A 13502-nucleotide genomic window follows, 5' to 3' on the forward strand; every position below is an offset into this window, starting at 1 on the left:
GGGTGGTGTCATGGGGTCAGGCGTCCCCGCTGAGCCGGTCGAGCACCGCCCGCGTCGCCTGGAGCGCCCTGGTCGCGCGGATCCGGGCCGGGATGCCGGCGTGATTCTCGAAGGGTGCCTCCACCCCGAGAGGAAGATCCGGGGGCAGGTGGCGTAGCGGCGCGAGCACGTCGAGCCCACCCTCGCCGGGCGGGAGCCGTGCGTTCCTGGCCTGGTAGATCAGTTCCGCCTGGTCGGCGGGTTCGCGAGCCGGAGCGTCGCAGAGCTGTGCATAGCGGAACCACTCCACCGGAAGCGCGTCGATCAGCTCCGGATCGCTTCCCGACCGGGCGAAGTGGATCGAGTCGATGAGCAGCCCGACGTTCGGGTGCGCGGCGGCGCGGAGCACCTCCGCGGCGTCCGCGAGGTCCCTGACCGCCGTCCACGGCATGAACTCCAGATTGGGCGTGAGCCCGTACGGCTCGGCGAGCGCCGCGAGGGCGGCGAGGTTCTCAGCGAGCCGTCCCCGTTCCGGGTCCATGCCGGCGACGAGGATCTGGCGCGCACCGAGGTAGGCGCCGGTTTCGAGGAACGCCTCGAACTCGCGGACGTCCGTCGTCTCGGTCAGCCGCAGGATCTCGATGTCCCACACCGGGATGCCGAGGTCGTCGGCCAGCAGCCGGGTCCGCTCCACCAGCGGGGTACGGCCGACCATCGGCCACGACGGCTCGTCGGGCGTCGCGGGCACGAGGCGCAGGCCGACCGCGCCGTAGCCGGTCTCCGCGGCGCACCGGACCAGGTCCGGCGGGGCGAGGTCGAGTACGGTCAACGCCGACAGGGACAACACGCGGCTCATGACGCCACTCATGACGCCACCGCCTTCGCCTCGCCCGCGTACAGGTCGAGGATGCGGCGCGCGGTGTCGGTGCCGGAGACGATCGACGCGCGGACGGAGCTGCCCGGCCGTCCGGCGGCGTCCCCGGCGACGAACGTGTGGGCGTCGCCGTACGCGTCGCGGTCGAGGGGCCGCGCGTGCACCCCCTGGGAGACGAGCACGATCCCCGGCGCGTCGATCCAGGTGCGCTCCGCGCCGTCGTGGACCAGCACCCGGTCGTCCCCGATCTCGTCGATCGTCGCTCCGAAGATCATCCGTACGTCGGGGTTCGCGGCCAGCCGGGGCAGGACGAGGATCTTGCTGCGGCGACCGAACTCCGGTGCGATCCGCGGCTGCGCGCCGACCATCAGCACCCGTACGCCCCGGCTCGCGAGGGTGTCCGCGACGCTCATGGCCGGGCCGTCGTTGCCCCAGATCGTCACCGCGCCGGGGAGATCGTCCGACTCGTGGCGGGTGAGCCAGTCACGCAGGTCGTGGACACGCTCGCCGTCGATCCCGGGGATGGCCGGCGTGTTTCCGGCACCGCCGGTGGCCAGCACGACCGCGTCCGGGGACAGGGACGAGACCAGGGCGCCGCCGGCGCGCGTGTTCAGTCGGACATCCACGCCGCGGGCGGCGAGGCGCTCCGACGCCCACCGGAGGTAGCGCCCGAACTCCGGATTGGGCTGCTGCCTGGAGGCCAGTTCCAGCTGCCCGCCGAGCCGGTCGCGTTCTTCGAGGACCGTCACGTCGGCGCCGTTCTCCGACAGGAGGACGGCCGCGCTGAGGCCCGCGGGGCCCGCACCGACGACGACCACGCGTGGCGCGTCCCCACCCGTCCTCCCGACCGTGGGCGCCGGGAGGAATACCCGGCCCCGGCCCACTTCGGGGTTGACCGAGCAGGTGACCGCACCGTCTCCGAGCCCGTCGATGCACACGTTGCAGGCGATGCAGGGCCGGTAGCTCCCACCGGACAGCGCGGCCCGCGCCCAGGTCGGATCGGCGTGCAGCGCGCGCCCGATCGTGACGAAGTCGGTGACACCGTCGGTGATCGCCCGCGCGGCGGCCTCGGGAGTGTTGAGCCGCCCCGCCATGCCGAGCGGCAGGCCGAGCTCCCGGTACCGCCGCGCGTACGGAGCGAGGAACCCCGGGCTCCACTCGCCCGACTGGATGATCCATTCGCCGGCCTCGTAGTTGCCGGCGGAGATGTCGAGATAGTCGAGCAGGTCCAGCCGCGTCTCCGCGATGATGTCGAACTGCTGCTCCGCGGTCAGCCCGCCCTCGGCCCCCTCCACGGCCGAGACGCGCAGGCCGATCGCGAGCTCGGGCGCGGCCTCCCGTACGCGGTCGATCACCAGGGCGAGGAACTCTCCCGGATCGCCGAAACGGTCGGCCCGCCTGTTGTAGAGCGGCGACATGAACTGGTGGATGAGGTAGCCGTGCCCGCCGTGGATCTCGATGACGTCCGTACCGGCCGCGACGCATCGCGCGGCCGCCTCGCCGAACGCCCGCGCGAGCTCCTCGATCTCGCGGATCGCCAGCTCTCGGGGCATCTCGCCGCCGGACACCTCGCACGGGATCGGGCTGGGGGCGACGGCGGGGAAGCCGGACACCGTGGCCTGGACGGTCCTGCCGCCGTGGTTGAGCTCCATGCCGAGCAGGGACCCTTGGGCGTGCAGGGCGTCGGCGAGGGCGCGTACACCCGGGACGCACTCGTCGCGGTGCATGCCGAGCTGGTGGGTGCGTCCCCGGCCGTCCGCCCGTACGAAGGTGGCCTCCGTGAAGACGAGGCCCACACCCTCACGCGCGCGGCGGAGCAGGTAGTCCCGGTACAGCTCCGTCATGAAGCCTTCGGGAGTGCAGTAGTTGCGTTCCATCGGCGCGGAGACGATGCGGTTGGGCAGGCGCACCCTGCCGAGGTCGAGGGGGCGGCCGAGGACGGACTGGGCCGAGACGGCGGGTCGTTCGGTCGCGGCGGACGCGGGCACGTGGCTCCTTCTGGACGGTTTTCGCCATCCGGGCGCACGTCGTCGGGCGTCCGGATGGTGGTTCGAGAGATGACTTCCGCGACGTGCCGCCGGGCCGGGCCACACGTGACCGCTTGCCGCCGTACGTGGGCTGTGCGCCGGCGTGTACGCCGCGGGACGTCAGGACGGTCAGGCCCGCGCGGACGCCACGACCTGCAGCGCCTCGCGGTAGGCCGCGACCGTCTCGTCGATGTCGGCTTCGCTGTGTTCGGTGGAGAGGTAGAGGCGCCCGCCCACCGGGACGAAGATCCCGCGCCGCAGCAGCTCCACGGCGACGCCGTCGTAGATGCCGTAGTCGCTGGCCAGGTAGTCCGGGAAGCGGCTGCCGCCGGAGACGCCGGGCAGGCAGTGCATGAGCGCGCCGACCTGGTTGACCGTGACCGGGATGTCCACGGCGCCGAAGGCGTCCCGCACCCCGGCGGCGAGCGTGGCGCTCAGCCGGTCCATCCGCTCGTAGACCCCCGGCTTCGCGAGGACGTCGAGGGTGGCGTCGACGGCGGCGAGGACGAGCGGGTTGCCGTTGTAGGTCCCGGCGTGCATCACGCCCCGCGTGACCTGGTCGATCAGGTGCGCCCGGCCCGCGACGGCGGCGACGGGATACCCGCTGCCGATCGCCTTGGCGAGCACGATGAGGTCGGCGTCGACGGAGAAGCGCACCGCCGCGCCGCCGAGGGCGACCCGGAACCCGGTCAGCACCTCGTCGAGGACGAAGACGGCGCCCGCCTCGTCGCAGAGCCGGCGTACCCCGTCGAAGTAGCCGTCCGGGGGAGTGAACACGCCCGAGTTGCTCATGACGGCGTCCATGAAGACCGCGGCGATGTCGGAGCCCGCGCCGCCCAGCGCCTGCTCCAGCGCGTCGAGGTCGCCCCACGGCACGAGCACGACGTCGTCGAGCACGGACGGGGTCTGGCCCGGTGTGCCGAGCCCGTCCAGCCGTCCCTCGGCGTCGGGACGGTAGCCGACCAGGAACTGGTCCGACCATCCGTGGTAGTTGCCGACGAACTTGATCACCTTGTGCCGCCCGGTCGCGGCGCGGGCGAGCCGCAACGCGATCTGGGTCGCCTCGCTGCCGGTGCTGGTCCACAGCAGCTTCTCGGTGCCGGGGATGAGCGCGAGCAGCTTCTCGGCGGCGAGGTACTCGTAGGCGTGCCCCGACCCGTACGTGGCGCCCAGCCCGACCTGGCGCTGGACGGCCTCGACGATGTGCGGGTGGGCGTGCCCCGCGATGACCGGGCCCCAGCCGAGGACGTAGTCGACGTAGCTGTTGTCCTCGATGTCGACGAGGCGTGATCCGCTGCCCCCCTTCATGAAGATGGGGTGGGGCTTGGACGTCAGCCGGGCGCCGCTGGCGACGCCGCCGCCGACGACGTCCCGCGCTCGCTGCCACGCCTGGAAGGACGCGTTCCAGTTGTCGATCGCCATGATCGGCCTTTCGTCTGGTGGGGGTTCGGGGAGACCGGCCGGGGGCATCGGGGGCCCGCCCGGTCAGAGGTAGGGGGTCTCGGGCAGCACCTGGCCGCCGTCGACGACGAGCGACTGCCCGGTGATGAAGCCCGCGTCCTCCGAGGCGAGGAACGCGACGGCGGCGGCGACGTCACGTGGCGTGCCGAGGCGGCCGACCGGGATGGCCCTCGTGGCCCGCGCCACGTAGTCGGGGTCCTGCTCCGACGTCGCCTCGATCTCGATCTTTCCGGGCAGGACCGCGTTGACCGTGACGCCGTACGGCGCGAGTTCGAGCGCGACGGACCGGACGAACCCGAGCTGGGCCGCCTTCGACGCTCCGTACACGGACCAGCCGGGGTAGCCGGTGACCGGACCGGTGATCGAGGACGTCACGACGACGCGGCCCCGGCCGCCGCGGATCAGCTCGGCCTCGCACGCCTGCAGGAGGTACACCGTCCCGAAGAGGTTGGTGGCCGCGACCTCCCGCAGGTGGTCTTCGGTGATCTCGCCCAGCCGGGCCGCCGGGTAGATCCCGGCGTTGAGGCAGAGGATGTCGATCGTGCCGAACCGCTCGACGGCGTCCCGGGCGACGGCGTGGCAACCGTCGCGGCCGGAGATGTCCGCCGCCCGCGCGAGGACGCGCGCGCCGGACGGGTCGAGCGCCTCGGCGGCGGCCGCGAGCGATTCCGCGCGCCGTCCGACGATGACGACGTTCGCGCCCGCGCCGAGCAGCCTCTCGGCGATGCCGCGTCCTATCCCGGTGGCTCCCCCGGTGACGACGGCGGTCCTGCCGCGGAGTGATGAGGTCATGGAACGCGCTTTCTGCTCGGGGCGGGCGGGAGGAACACCGGAACGGTCAGATCAGGCGCGGGTCGCCGGTTTCGAGCACCTCGGCCGGCACGTTGTGGTTCTTGAGGATCCCGGCGAGCGTGCCGTCCTTGCGGATCCCGGCGAGGAACTCGTTGAACGCCTTGGTCAGCTCGGCGTTGCCGAGGTTGAACACCAGGGCGCCCTGGGCGGCCTCCTGGGTCGCCGGCACGCGGTCGTCGCCCTGGGCGACGGCGACCTTGAACTTCTCCATGTTGTAGGTCACCGCGGCCGCGATCGCGCCGTCGATCGCCGCGTCGATGCGCCCGGCGTCGAGGTCCTGCGCCATGTTCACCGGGGTCGGGTAGAGCTTGAGCTTGTCACCGAAGACCGCCTTGAGGCTCGGCACGTAGTTGTAGCCGTCGACCGTTCCGACGGTCTTCCCCTCAAGCGCCTTGATCGTGTCCGTGCCGGCGGCGGAGATGATCGCGAGCGGGTCGATGTACAGCGGGTCGCTCAGGGAGACGATCGTGGAACGTTCCTTCGTGCGGTTCCAGCCGCCGAGCGCCACGTCGGAACGGCCCTGCTGTACGCCGGGGATCACGGCGGCCGAGTTGCCGGTCTGCACGGTGATCGTGGTGCACTCGGCCTTGGCGAACAGCCGGATGATGTCGGCGTCGATGCCGCCCATGCCGCCCTCACCGGTGGTGGTGACCTGCGGGGGCATGTCGGTGACGCCGACGGTGAGCGTCCCCTTGGACACCGTGGAGAACGTGTGGGCCGGCTTGCAGTCGGCGGCGACCGTGGTGTCGCCCTCCGAGGAGCAGCCGACGAGCGCGACGGACGCGACGGTGATCGTCGACAGGAGCGCGGCGAATCGCTTGATGGACATCTTGCTCACCTCAATGGTCGTGGTGGGGGTCGGTAAGGCGGGCGGATGAGGGGGCGGGTCAGGCGAGGTGGCGGCCCATGCGCTTCTCGAGCAGCGCGGCGAGCCAGCCTGAGGGGAGGGTCACGAGGAGGTAGAGGACGCCGGCCAGGGCGAGCACGCTCGTGTACTGGAACGTGGTCGAGCCGATCGAGTAGGCGCGGCTCAGCAGCTCGGGCAGCGTGATGAGGAACACCAGCGAGGTCGTCTGGAACAGCTGGATGGCGAAGCCCATCAGGGCCGGGATCGCGATCCGGATGCCCTCGGGGAAGAGGATGAATCGGAACGTTCCCCACCGATTGATCCCGAGCGCCGCAGCGGCCTCGACGAGCCCGCGCGGGACCGCCTGCAGACTCGCCCGGATGATCTCGCTCGTGTACGCGCCGGTCATGAAGCTGAGCGCGATGACCGCCGATCCGAAAGCAGGGAGCACCAGGCCCTGGCTCGGAAGTCCGTAGTAGATGAGATAGAGGAGGACGAGGGTCGGGGTGCCTCGGCCGAATTCGACGACCGCGAGCGTGATCCAGCGGACGATCCTGTTCGGCGAGGCCACCAGCAGGGCTTCGGCGAGGCCGAGGGGAAGCCCGATGAGCAGGCTCACGACGGCGAGTTGGACGCTGACCCCGAGACCGTCGACGAGGCTGGGCAGCCAGTCGGTCCACTGTTCGATGAGTCCGTTCATCACACCGACACCTTCATCCGCAGCTTCGTGTCGAGCGTCCGGGACAGATAGGCGAGCGGCATGCTGAGCGCGATGTACAGCACGCCGGCGATGACGAACGGGGTGATGCCGTCACTGCCCGAGCGGGCCTGTGCCGTCGCGCGGAACGCGATCTCGGCGACGCCGATCGTCGAGGCGAGCGACGAATCCTTGAGCAGACCGATGCCGTACGTGGCGGCGGAGGGAAGGCAGACGCGGAAGGCCTGCGGCGCGACGATGCGGGTGAATATGCCCACCTGGCCGAAGCCGAGCGCCTGTGCCGCCTCGGTCTGCCCCGCGTGCACCGAGAGGAGACCCCCACGGTAGATCTCCGCGAGGTACGCGCACGAGATGACGCCGAGCCCGCCGATCGCCGCGGTCAGCGGGTCGAGCTTGATCACGTCGGAGCTCACACCGAAGTAGAGGATGAAGATCCACACCACGGGCGGAACCCCGCGGAGGACGTCGATGAGCGCCCGGGTGAGCACCCGCACCACGCCGAACCGGGACGTGCGCAACAGGACGAGCGGGACGCCGAGGATCGCGCCGATGAGGAACGACGAGATCGTGATCACCACTGTCATCACGATCGCGTTCCCCAGGACGTCAAGCGGGATCAACGGTCGATCACCGCCTTGAGGAACCGCTGGGTGCGTGGGTTGGCGGGACTGGAGAGCACCTGCGCCGGATCGCCCTGCTCGATGATCCCCCCGTCGGCCATCATCACGACGCGGTCGGAGACGTCCTGGGCGAAGTGGATCTCGTGCGTGACGACGACCATGGTCATGCCCGAGGCGGCGAGTTCGCGCATCACCGCGAGGACGTCGAGGCCCAACTCGGGATCGAGAGCGGAGGTGGGCTCGTCGAAGAGCATGACCTCGGGCTCCATGGCGAGGGCGCGCGCGATGGCGATGCGCTGCTGCTGCCCGCCGGAAAGGCGGGCGGGATACGAGCCGGCCTTGTCGGCGAGCCCCACCCGCTCCAACAACTCCATCGACCGCCGGCGCGCGGCCTTGGTGTCCCGGCCGAGTACGTACTCCTGCGCGAGGGACACGTTCCTGAGGACAGAGAGATGGGGGAAGAGGTTGAAGGACTGGAAGACCATGCCCGCCGTCTTGCGCAGAGTTTCGAGGGTGCGCACCGGAATCTTGGCGGGCAGATCGATGACGGTGTCGCCGATCGTGATCCGGCCGGAGTCGGGCCGTTCCAGAAGGTTCAGACAGCGCAGGAGCGTGCTCTTTCCGGCACCGCTCGGGCCGATCATGGCGACGACCTCGCCCCGCTGGATCTCGATCGATACGCCGTCGAGGACGGTGTGGTCGCCGTAGCTCTTCTTCAGGTTCGCGACCGAGATCATGGGGCGGGTCCCGTTCGCGTGCTGTGGTTCGGGAGGGAGCGTCAACTGCGTCATCTTCCTTGCCGTGCGGTGGGCTCGGGGTCAGGTGGTGCGGTTCGTTCTGCTTTCACGTGCAGAGGGCCGGATCGCACTCGAAGGGGGTCGGGCGTGAAGGTCGACGCCGGATCGCGCGGCGGGCCGGGCGTCGACGGTGCCGGTTCGAGGGGCGGGCAATATTGGAATACTGTTCCAAGAACTGCCGGTTTCCGGACTATTGCGTTCTCGTTGCGGCCGTGAGCTGGAGGAAGTGATCGCGCATCCGGTCGCGATCGGGTGAGGCGTCGGCGAAGATCCTCATCCCGTCCGCGGCCTGCTCGACCACCATCTGTCCGCCGTCGACGACCCGGTGCCCTCGTGCGCGGGCGAGCCGGACCAGCGCGGTTTCGGTCGGCCGATACACCACGTCCGCGACCCACGCCCCGGACGGAAGCTCGGTGACGTCGAACGGCAGGCCGGGCGAATGGTCCATGCCGACGGGTGTCGCGTTGACGACGCCGCACGCGGTGGCGACCGCGTCGTGCACCTGTGCGCCATCGATCGCCCGGAGCTCCGCGCCGGGGAAGTACGGGGCGAGCCGCCCGACCAGGGCCGTCGCCCGCGCCGCGTCGGTGTCGCACACGAGCAGCCGGTCGGCCCCGAGATCGAGCGCGGCGTACGCGGTGGCCGAACCGGCGCCGCCCGCCCCGAGTTGGACCACAGACCCCGCCCCTCCGTCACCGACGGTCCGCGCCAGGGCCGAGCGGAAGCCGGTCACGTCGGTGTTGCACCCGATCCAGCCCGCGCTGCCCCGGACCAGCACGTTGACCGCGCCGATGCGCCGTGACTGCTCGTCGATCGCCTCCAGGTGGGGAAGGATCGCCTGCTTGTAGGGATAGGTCACGTTGAAGCCGTCGAAACCGAGCGCCAGCGCCTGGGTGAGGAGCGTGGGGAGATCGGCGGCGGATAACCCGGATGCCGCGAGGTCGACCGGCTTGTATACGTAGCGCAGGCCGAGCCGGGCGGCCTCCCGTTCGTGCAGCGCCGGGCTGAGCGAACCCACGACGCCGTCGCCGATGAGCCCGATCAGGTAGCTCGGCTCGGGCCTCAGTCGCGTCGGCACGAAGTCTCCTCATGGTCGGGGGCGCGCGAACGGGTTCTCACCGCGTGGCGATCCCATCGAGGGGAAGGGCGGGGAATTTTTGAAACGCCGTTTCGGAATGCCGTTCCGGAATGGCGTTTTAGTATTCAACCCGTCGCCGATGGCCCGGTCAAGAGGCAATGCTGACCGGCCGCGTGATCAAAGCGCTGACCAGGGAGTTCATCGTGCTTTTGGGGTCTGGGCGGACGGCGGCGACCAGCGGTGATCGCGGGATCCGGGCCAGATGACCTCGTCTCGACGCCCCGTCGTCGGCCGGTGAATATGTCGACGGCCAGGACCGTCGCGCCCGGGAGGTGCCGATCCGGCAGGTCCCGGGCGATGCGTTCGACGACGCGTGGTCCGGCGGTCAAGGGGGCGGAGGTGGTGCCCGGGCATGTGCCGTCGGGCGCGAGCCGTACCGGCCGGAAGGTGTCCCGCGGACCCGCGCCGAGGCGAGGATCCGCGGGAGGCTACCTAGAATCCGGCGGTGATGGAGGTGAACTCCCAGTTCTGCTGGGAGATGCCGCTGCAGTTCTCCGCCACGCCGCCGCCGGGGCAGGGGCGGTCGCGGTTGACGGACCAGAAGGCGAGGCGGGTCAGGCCCTTGGACAGCGCCCAGTCGCGGATCTGGGTCCAGGTCGCCGGGCTGGTCAGCTCCTGCTGGTCGGACAGGCCGTTCATGCCGGAGATGCCCATGTGGGCGTAGGCCTGCGCGTCGGTCCAGCCGTTGGCGGACTTCAGCGCGTTCTTCAGGCCCTCGGCGGCGTTGACGGTGTTCTGGTACATGTTCGCGCCGCCGCCGAAGTCGAACGGCATGATCGTGTAGTTGTCGATGTCGACGCCGAGCGCCTTCGCCTGGTTGATCAGGCGGACGCCGTGGGAGTTCGGGCCCGTGGTGGTGGTGCCGAAGGTGACGACGACCTTGACGTTCGGGTTGTTCTGCTTGACGATCTTCAGGCCGTTGAGGATGCGGTCCTGGACCGTATAGTTCTCGAACTCGTCGGTGTTCTCGATGTCGAAGTCCACGACGGCGGGGCCGACCGCGTTGATGACCTGCTGCACGGCGCCGGCGAAGGCGGCCGGGGTGGAGCAGTTCGGGCCGAGCTTGTTGCCCTGCCAGCCGCCGAAGGAGATCTGGACGCTACCGCCCTTGGACTTGATCGTCGAGATCGCCTGCGCGTCGACGCCTCCGGCGAGCTGACGCTGGCCGTCCCACGCCGGGGTGCAGCCGCCGCTGGACAGGATGAAGGCCATCGTGAACGACTTGATCCCGGTGGCGTCCATGACCGTGCCCGCGTTCGGCGGGTCGCCCCAGCCCATGTAGAGGTACGGCGCGCCCGCCAGCCGGCCGCCGGTCGTGCATCCGGTGGTGCTGCCGGTCACGGAGCCGCTGGCCGCCGACTCGCCGTTCGCGTTGTACGCCTTGACGGTGTAGGTGTGCGACGAGCAGGCGGACAGGCCGGAGATCGTGGCGGACGTACCGGTGACCTGGGCGACCTGCGTGCCGCCCTCGTAGACGCGATAGCCCGTCACGGTGCCGCTCGACGCGGACCAGGACAGCGAGATCGACGCGTTCGTGCCGCCGGTCACCGCGGGCGTGCCGGGCGTGCCCGGCGCGCCGTTGCCGCCCTGGGTGCTGGCGTTCAGCGTGTTGCTCGGGTCGGAGAGGTTGTTCGCGGCGTCCTTGGCGCGAACGGTGTAGGCGTACGAGGTGCCCGCCGCCAGGTTGCCGTCGGTGTAGGTGGTGCCGGTGACGGTCGTCACCAGGCTCCCGCCTCGATAGACGTTGTAGCCGGTGACGCCGACGTTGTCGGTGGAGGCGTTCCAGGCCAGCGAGATGCTGCTGGTCGTGCTGCCCGTGGTGCGGAGGTCGCCCGGGGCGGTCGGCGGCGTCGGGTCGCCGCCGCCGGAGACGACCTTCCACAGGGCCGGGACGACGGGCGGCTCCCACCCGGGGAGGGAGGTGTGGCCCTGGACGCATTCGTAGTCGACGCCGTTGTACGTGACCCGGCTGCCGGTGCTGTAGGCGGTCCATGCCTGCCAGGCCGGATAGGCGGCCATCGTGGTCGAGGCGCCGTACGCGACGGGTGTGGTGGCGCTGACGCCGGCGACGGACATCGCGAGGGCGGCGAGCACCGCCGTCGCCATGCGACGGAATCTCATGCGTGCTCCTTAGGGGAGGGTGGCGAGGTGGGGCTTGACGGTCTTGGAGAAGTTCCAGTTGTTGCCGGCGTCCCAGTTGATGGACCAGGTCATCGCGCCCCTGATCTCCGGGTACGCGCGCGGCGGCACGAAGGTCCCGCAGTTGGTCCGGGTCGCCAGGCAGGTGAGGGCCTGGTTGACGAGCGAGGGCGAGAGGACGCCGCCGCCGGCGGCGCCGGGTCCGGCGGGCAGGCCCAGGGCCACCTGGTCGGGGCGCAGGCCGTTCTCCAGCTGGATGCAGGCCAGCGCGGTCATGAAGTTGACCGTCCCCTGCGAGTAGGCGAACGACTGGTCGCAGCCGAGCATGGAGCCGGAGTTGTAGTACTGCGTGTGGACGACGGTGAGGATGTCCTTGATGTTCAGCGCGAGCTTGAAGTACTCCATCCCGGTCGACTGCATGTCGATCGTCTGCGGCGCCATCGTGATGATCAGGCCCGCGCCCACCTTGGTGCGCAGCGCGCGCAGCGCCTGGGCCATGTAGGTGGCGTTGAGACCGTTCTCCAGGTCGATGTCCACCCCGTCGAAGCCGTAGCTCTGGATCAGGGCGTACACGGAGTCGGCGAACTTCGTCGCGGCGGTGGCACCGGCCACCTGGACCCGGCCGGCCTCGCCGCCGACCGAGAGGATGACCTTCTTGCCGCGCGCGTGCAGGGTCTGCAGGTCGGCCTTGAACTGCGCGTCGGTGTAGCCGCCGAGCGAGGCGGACAGGCCGGGGTCGACGCCGAAGGTGACCTCGCCGGGAGTCGAGGTGGCCTCGCCGAACGCGACGGCGACCAGGTCGTACTCGTCGGGCACGGCCGACAGCTTGAGCTCGACGGTCGGGTTGTCGAAGTTGTGCCAGTAGCCGGTGAGGAAGTGCTTGGGCAGCGGGCCGATCGGGCACCCGGTGGTGGTGACGGTGACGGGGTCGCTCGCCGGGCCCTCGCCGACCGAGTTGTACGCCGTGACCGTGTAGGTGTAGCTCGTGCAGGCGGTCAGGCCGGTGATCGCGTGGGAGGTGCCGCTGACGGTGGCCACCATGGTGCCGCCACCGCGGACCCGGTAGCCGGTGACCGTGCCGGTCGCCGCGGGCCAGCTCAGAGTGAGGCCGGTGTCGCCGACCTGGCCGGCGGTGACCGTTCCCACTTTCCCGGGTACGCCGCTGGAGCAGCCGGTCGTCGAGCCGGAGACGGAGTCGCTCGCCGCCGACTCGCCCGCCGAGTTGTACGCCGTGACCGTGTAGGTGTGCGACGAGCACGTGGCCAGGCCGGTGATCGTGGCGCTGGTCCCGGACACCGAGGCGCGCTCCGTCGTGCCCTCGTAGACGCGGTAGCCGGTCACGGTGCCCGAGGACGCGCCCCAGCTCAGGGAGATCGAGCCGTTCGTCGCTCCGGTGACGCTCGGGGCGCCGGGCTTGCCGGGCGCCTGGACCTCCGAACCGCCGCAGGCGCCGCCGTTCACGGTGCAGTTGGAGATGGCGGAGAAGTTGCCGGGGGTGCCGTTGAAGCCGAAGCTCTGGCTCGCCCCTGCGGCCAGCGCCCCGGCCCAGCTCGGCGGGGTGAAGGTGTAGTGCTGCCCGCTGCGGGTCATGGTCGCGTCCCACGCCGACGGGATGGAGAACCCGGCGGGCAGGTCGAACTGCACGTTCCAGTTGACCGGCGAGGACGTGCCGTTGGTGACGGTCACCTTGCCCTCGAACCCGGAGCCCCAGTCCTGGGTCTTGGTGAAGGTGGCGGTGACCGACGCCGCCTGCGCGGGCAGCGCGACGAGGCTCAGGAACAGGGTCGCCAGTGCGACCAGGGTGGCGCGTAATCTCATGTGCACCTCGGGTCGGTGATGGGGGGTGCCGTACGGCCCACGCCCGAGGAGGCGGCGGGCGCGAGCCGTACGGGGGGGGCCGCGATCGGGGGAGCGCGTCGCGGGCCGCGGTCGCGGAGCGGCTGAGGTCCCGGCCGCTCCGCGGGTCAGGTCGGGCGGTCGTCCATGACGGCGGTGCGGATCCCGCCGTCATGCGGGCGCGCGGGGTTTGCGGGGGCGGTCAGGGCGAGTA

The 13502-nt window shown here is 70.8% G+C and carries 11 protein-coding genes; all 11 read right to left on the reverse strand.

Going from position 1 to position 13502, the window contains the following annotated elements:
* Nucleotides 1–16: 16 nt before the first annotated feature.
* The 11 genes from IMZ11_RS37200 to IMZ11_RS37250 all read right to left on the reverse strand — a co-directional run bounded on the left by IMZ11_RS37200 (nt 17) and on the right by IMZ11_RS37250 (nt 13270).
* Nucleotides 17–835, reverse strand: a complete 819-nt coding sequence (locus tag IMZ11_RS37200) for a sugar phosphate isomerase/epimerase (protein ID WP_228647330.1) — start codon at nt 833–835, stop codon at nt 17–19.
* Nucleotides 836–843: 8 nt separating this feature from the next.
* Nucleotides 844–2841 (reverse strand): FAD-dependent oxidoreductase, encoded by a 1998-nt coding sequence (locus IMZ11_RS46495; protein WP_228647332.1) that lies wholly within the window; start codon nt 2839–2841, stop codon nt 844–846.
* 168 nt (nt 2842–3009) lie between these two features.
* The gene (locus IMZ11_RS37210; protein WP_228647334.1) at nt 3010–4302 is read right to left on the reverse strand and encodes an aspartate aminotransferase family protein; all 1293 of its coding nucleotides are present in this window, start codon (nt 4300–4302) and stop codon (nt 3010–3012) included.
* A gap of 63 nt (nt 4303–4365) precedes the next feature.
* The gene (locus IMZ11_RS37215; RefSeq protein ID WP_228647336.1) at nt 4366–5133 is read right to left on the reverse strand and encodes an SDR family NAD(P)-dependent oxidoreductase; all 768 of its coding nucleotides are present in this window, start codon (nt 5131–5133) and stop codon (nt 4366–4368) included.
* Between the two features lie 46 nt (nt 5134–5179).
* Nucleotides 5180–6022 carry an ABC transporter substrate-binding protein gene (locus tag IMZ11_RS37220; RefSeq protein WP_228647338.1) on the reverse strand — a complete coding sequence of 281 codons (843 nt, stop codon included), beginning with the start codon at nt 6020–6022 and terminating at the stop codon, nt 5180–5182.
* Between the two features lie 58 nt (nt 6023–6080).
* Nucleotides 6081–6740: an amino acid ABC transporter permease gene (locus tag IMZ11_RS37225; protein ID WP_228647340.1), complete on the reverse strand. Its 660-nt coding sequence runs from the start codon at nt 6738–6740 to the stop codon at nt 6081–6083.
* Nucleotides 6740–7378, reverse strand: a complete 639-nt coding sequence (locus IMZ11_RS37230) for an amino acid ABC transporter permease (RefSeq protein ID WP_228647342.1) — start codon at nt 7376–7378, stop codon at nt 6740–6742. The genes IMZ11_RS37225 and IMZ11_RS37230 overlap by 1 nt, the downstream gene beginning before the upstream one ends.
* Nucleotides 7375–8115 (reverse strand): amino acid ABC transporter ATP-binding protein, encoded by a 741-nt coding sequence (locus tag IMZ11_RS37235; protein WP_228647344.1) that lies wholly within the window; start codon nt 8113–8115, stop codon nt 7375–7377. Before IMZ11_RS37235 ends, IMZ11_RS37230 begins: the two co-directional genes overlap by 4 nt.
* Before the next feature lie 250 nt (nt 8116–8365).
* Nucleotides 8366–9253 (reverse strand): shikimate dehydrogenase, encoded by an 888-nt coding sequence (locus IMZ11_RS37240; protein ID WP_228647346.1) that lies wholly within the window; start codon nt 9251–9253, stop codon nt 8366–8368.
* Between the two features lie 492 nt (nt 9254–9745).
* Nucleotides 9746–11434 (reverse strand): fibronectin type III domain-containing protein, encoded by a 1689-nt coding sequence (locus IMZ11_RS37245; RefSeq protein WP_228647348.1) that lies wholly within the window; start codon nt 11432–11434, stop codon nt 9746–9748.
* 9 nt (nt 11435–11443) lie between these two features.
* Entirely contained in the window at nt 11444–13270 is a 1827-nt protein-coding gene (locus IMZ11_RS37250; protein ID WP_228647350.1) for a cellulose binding domain-containing protein, read from the reverse strand.
* Between the last annotated feature and the right edge of the window lie 232 nt (nt 13271–13502).

It is taken from the genome of Microtetraspora sp. AC03309, from assembly GCF_020826795.1.
In the GTDB taxonomy this organism is placed as follows: domain Bacteria; phylum Actinomycetota; class Actinomycetes; order Streptosporangiales; family Streptosporangiaceae; genus Microtetraspora; species Microtetraspora glauca.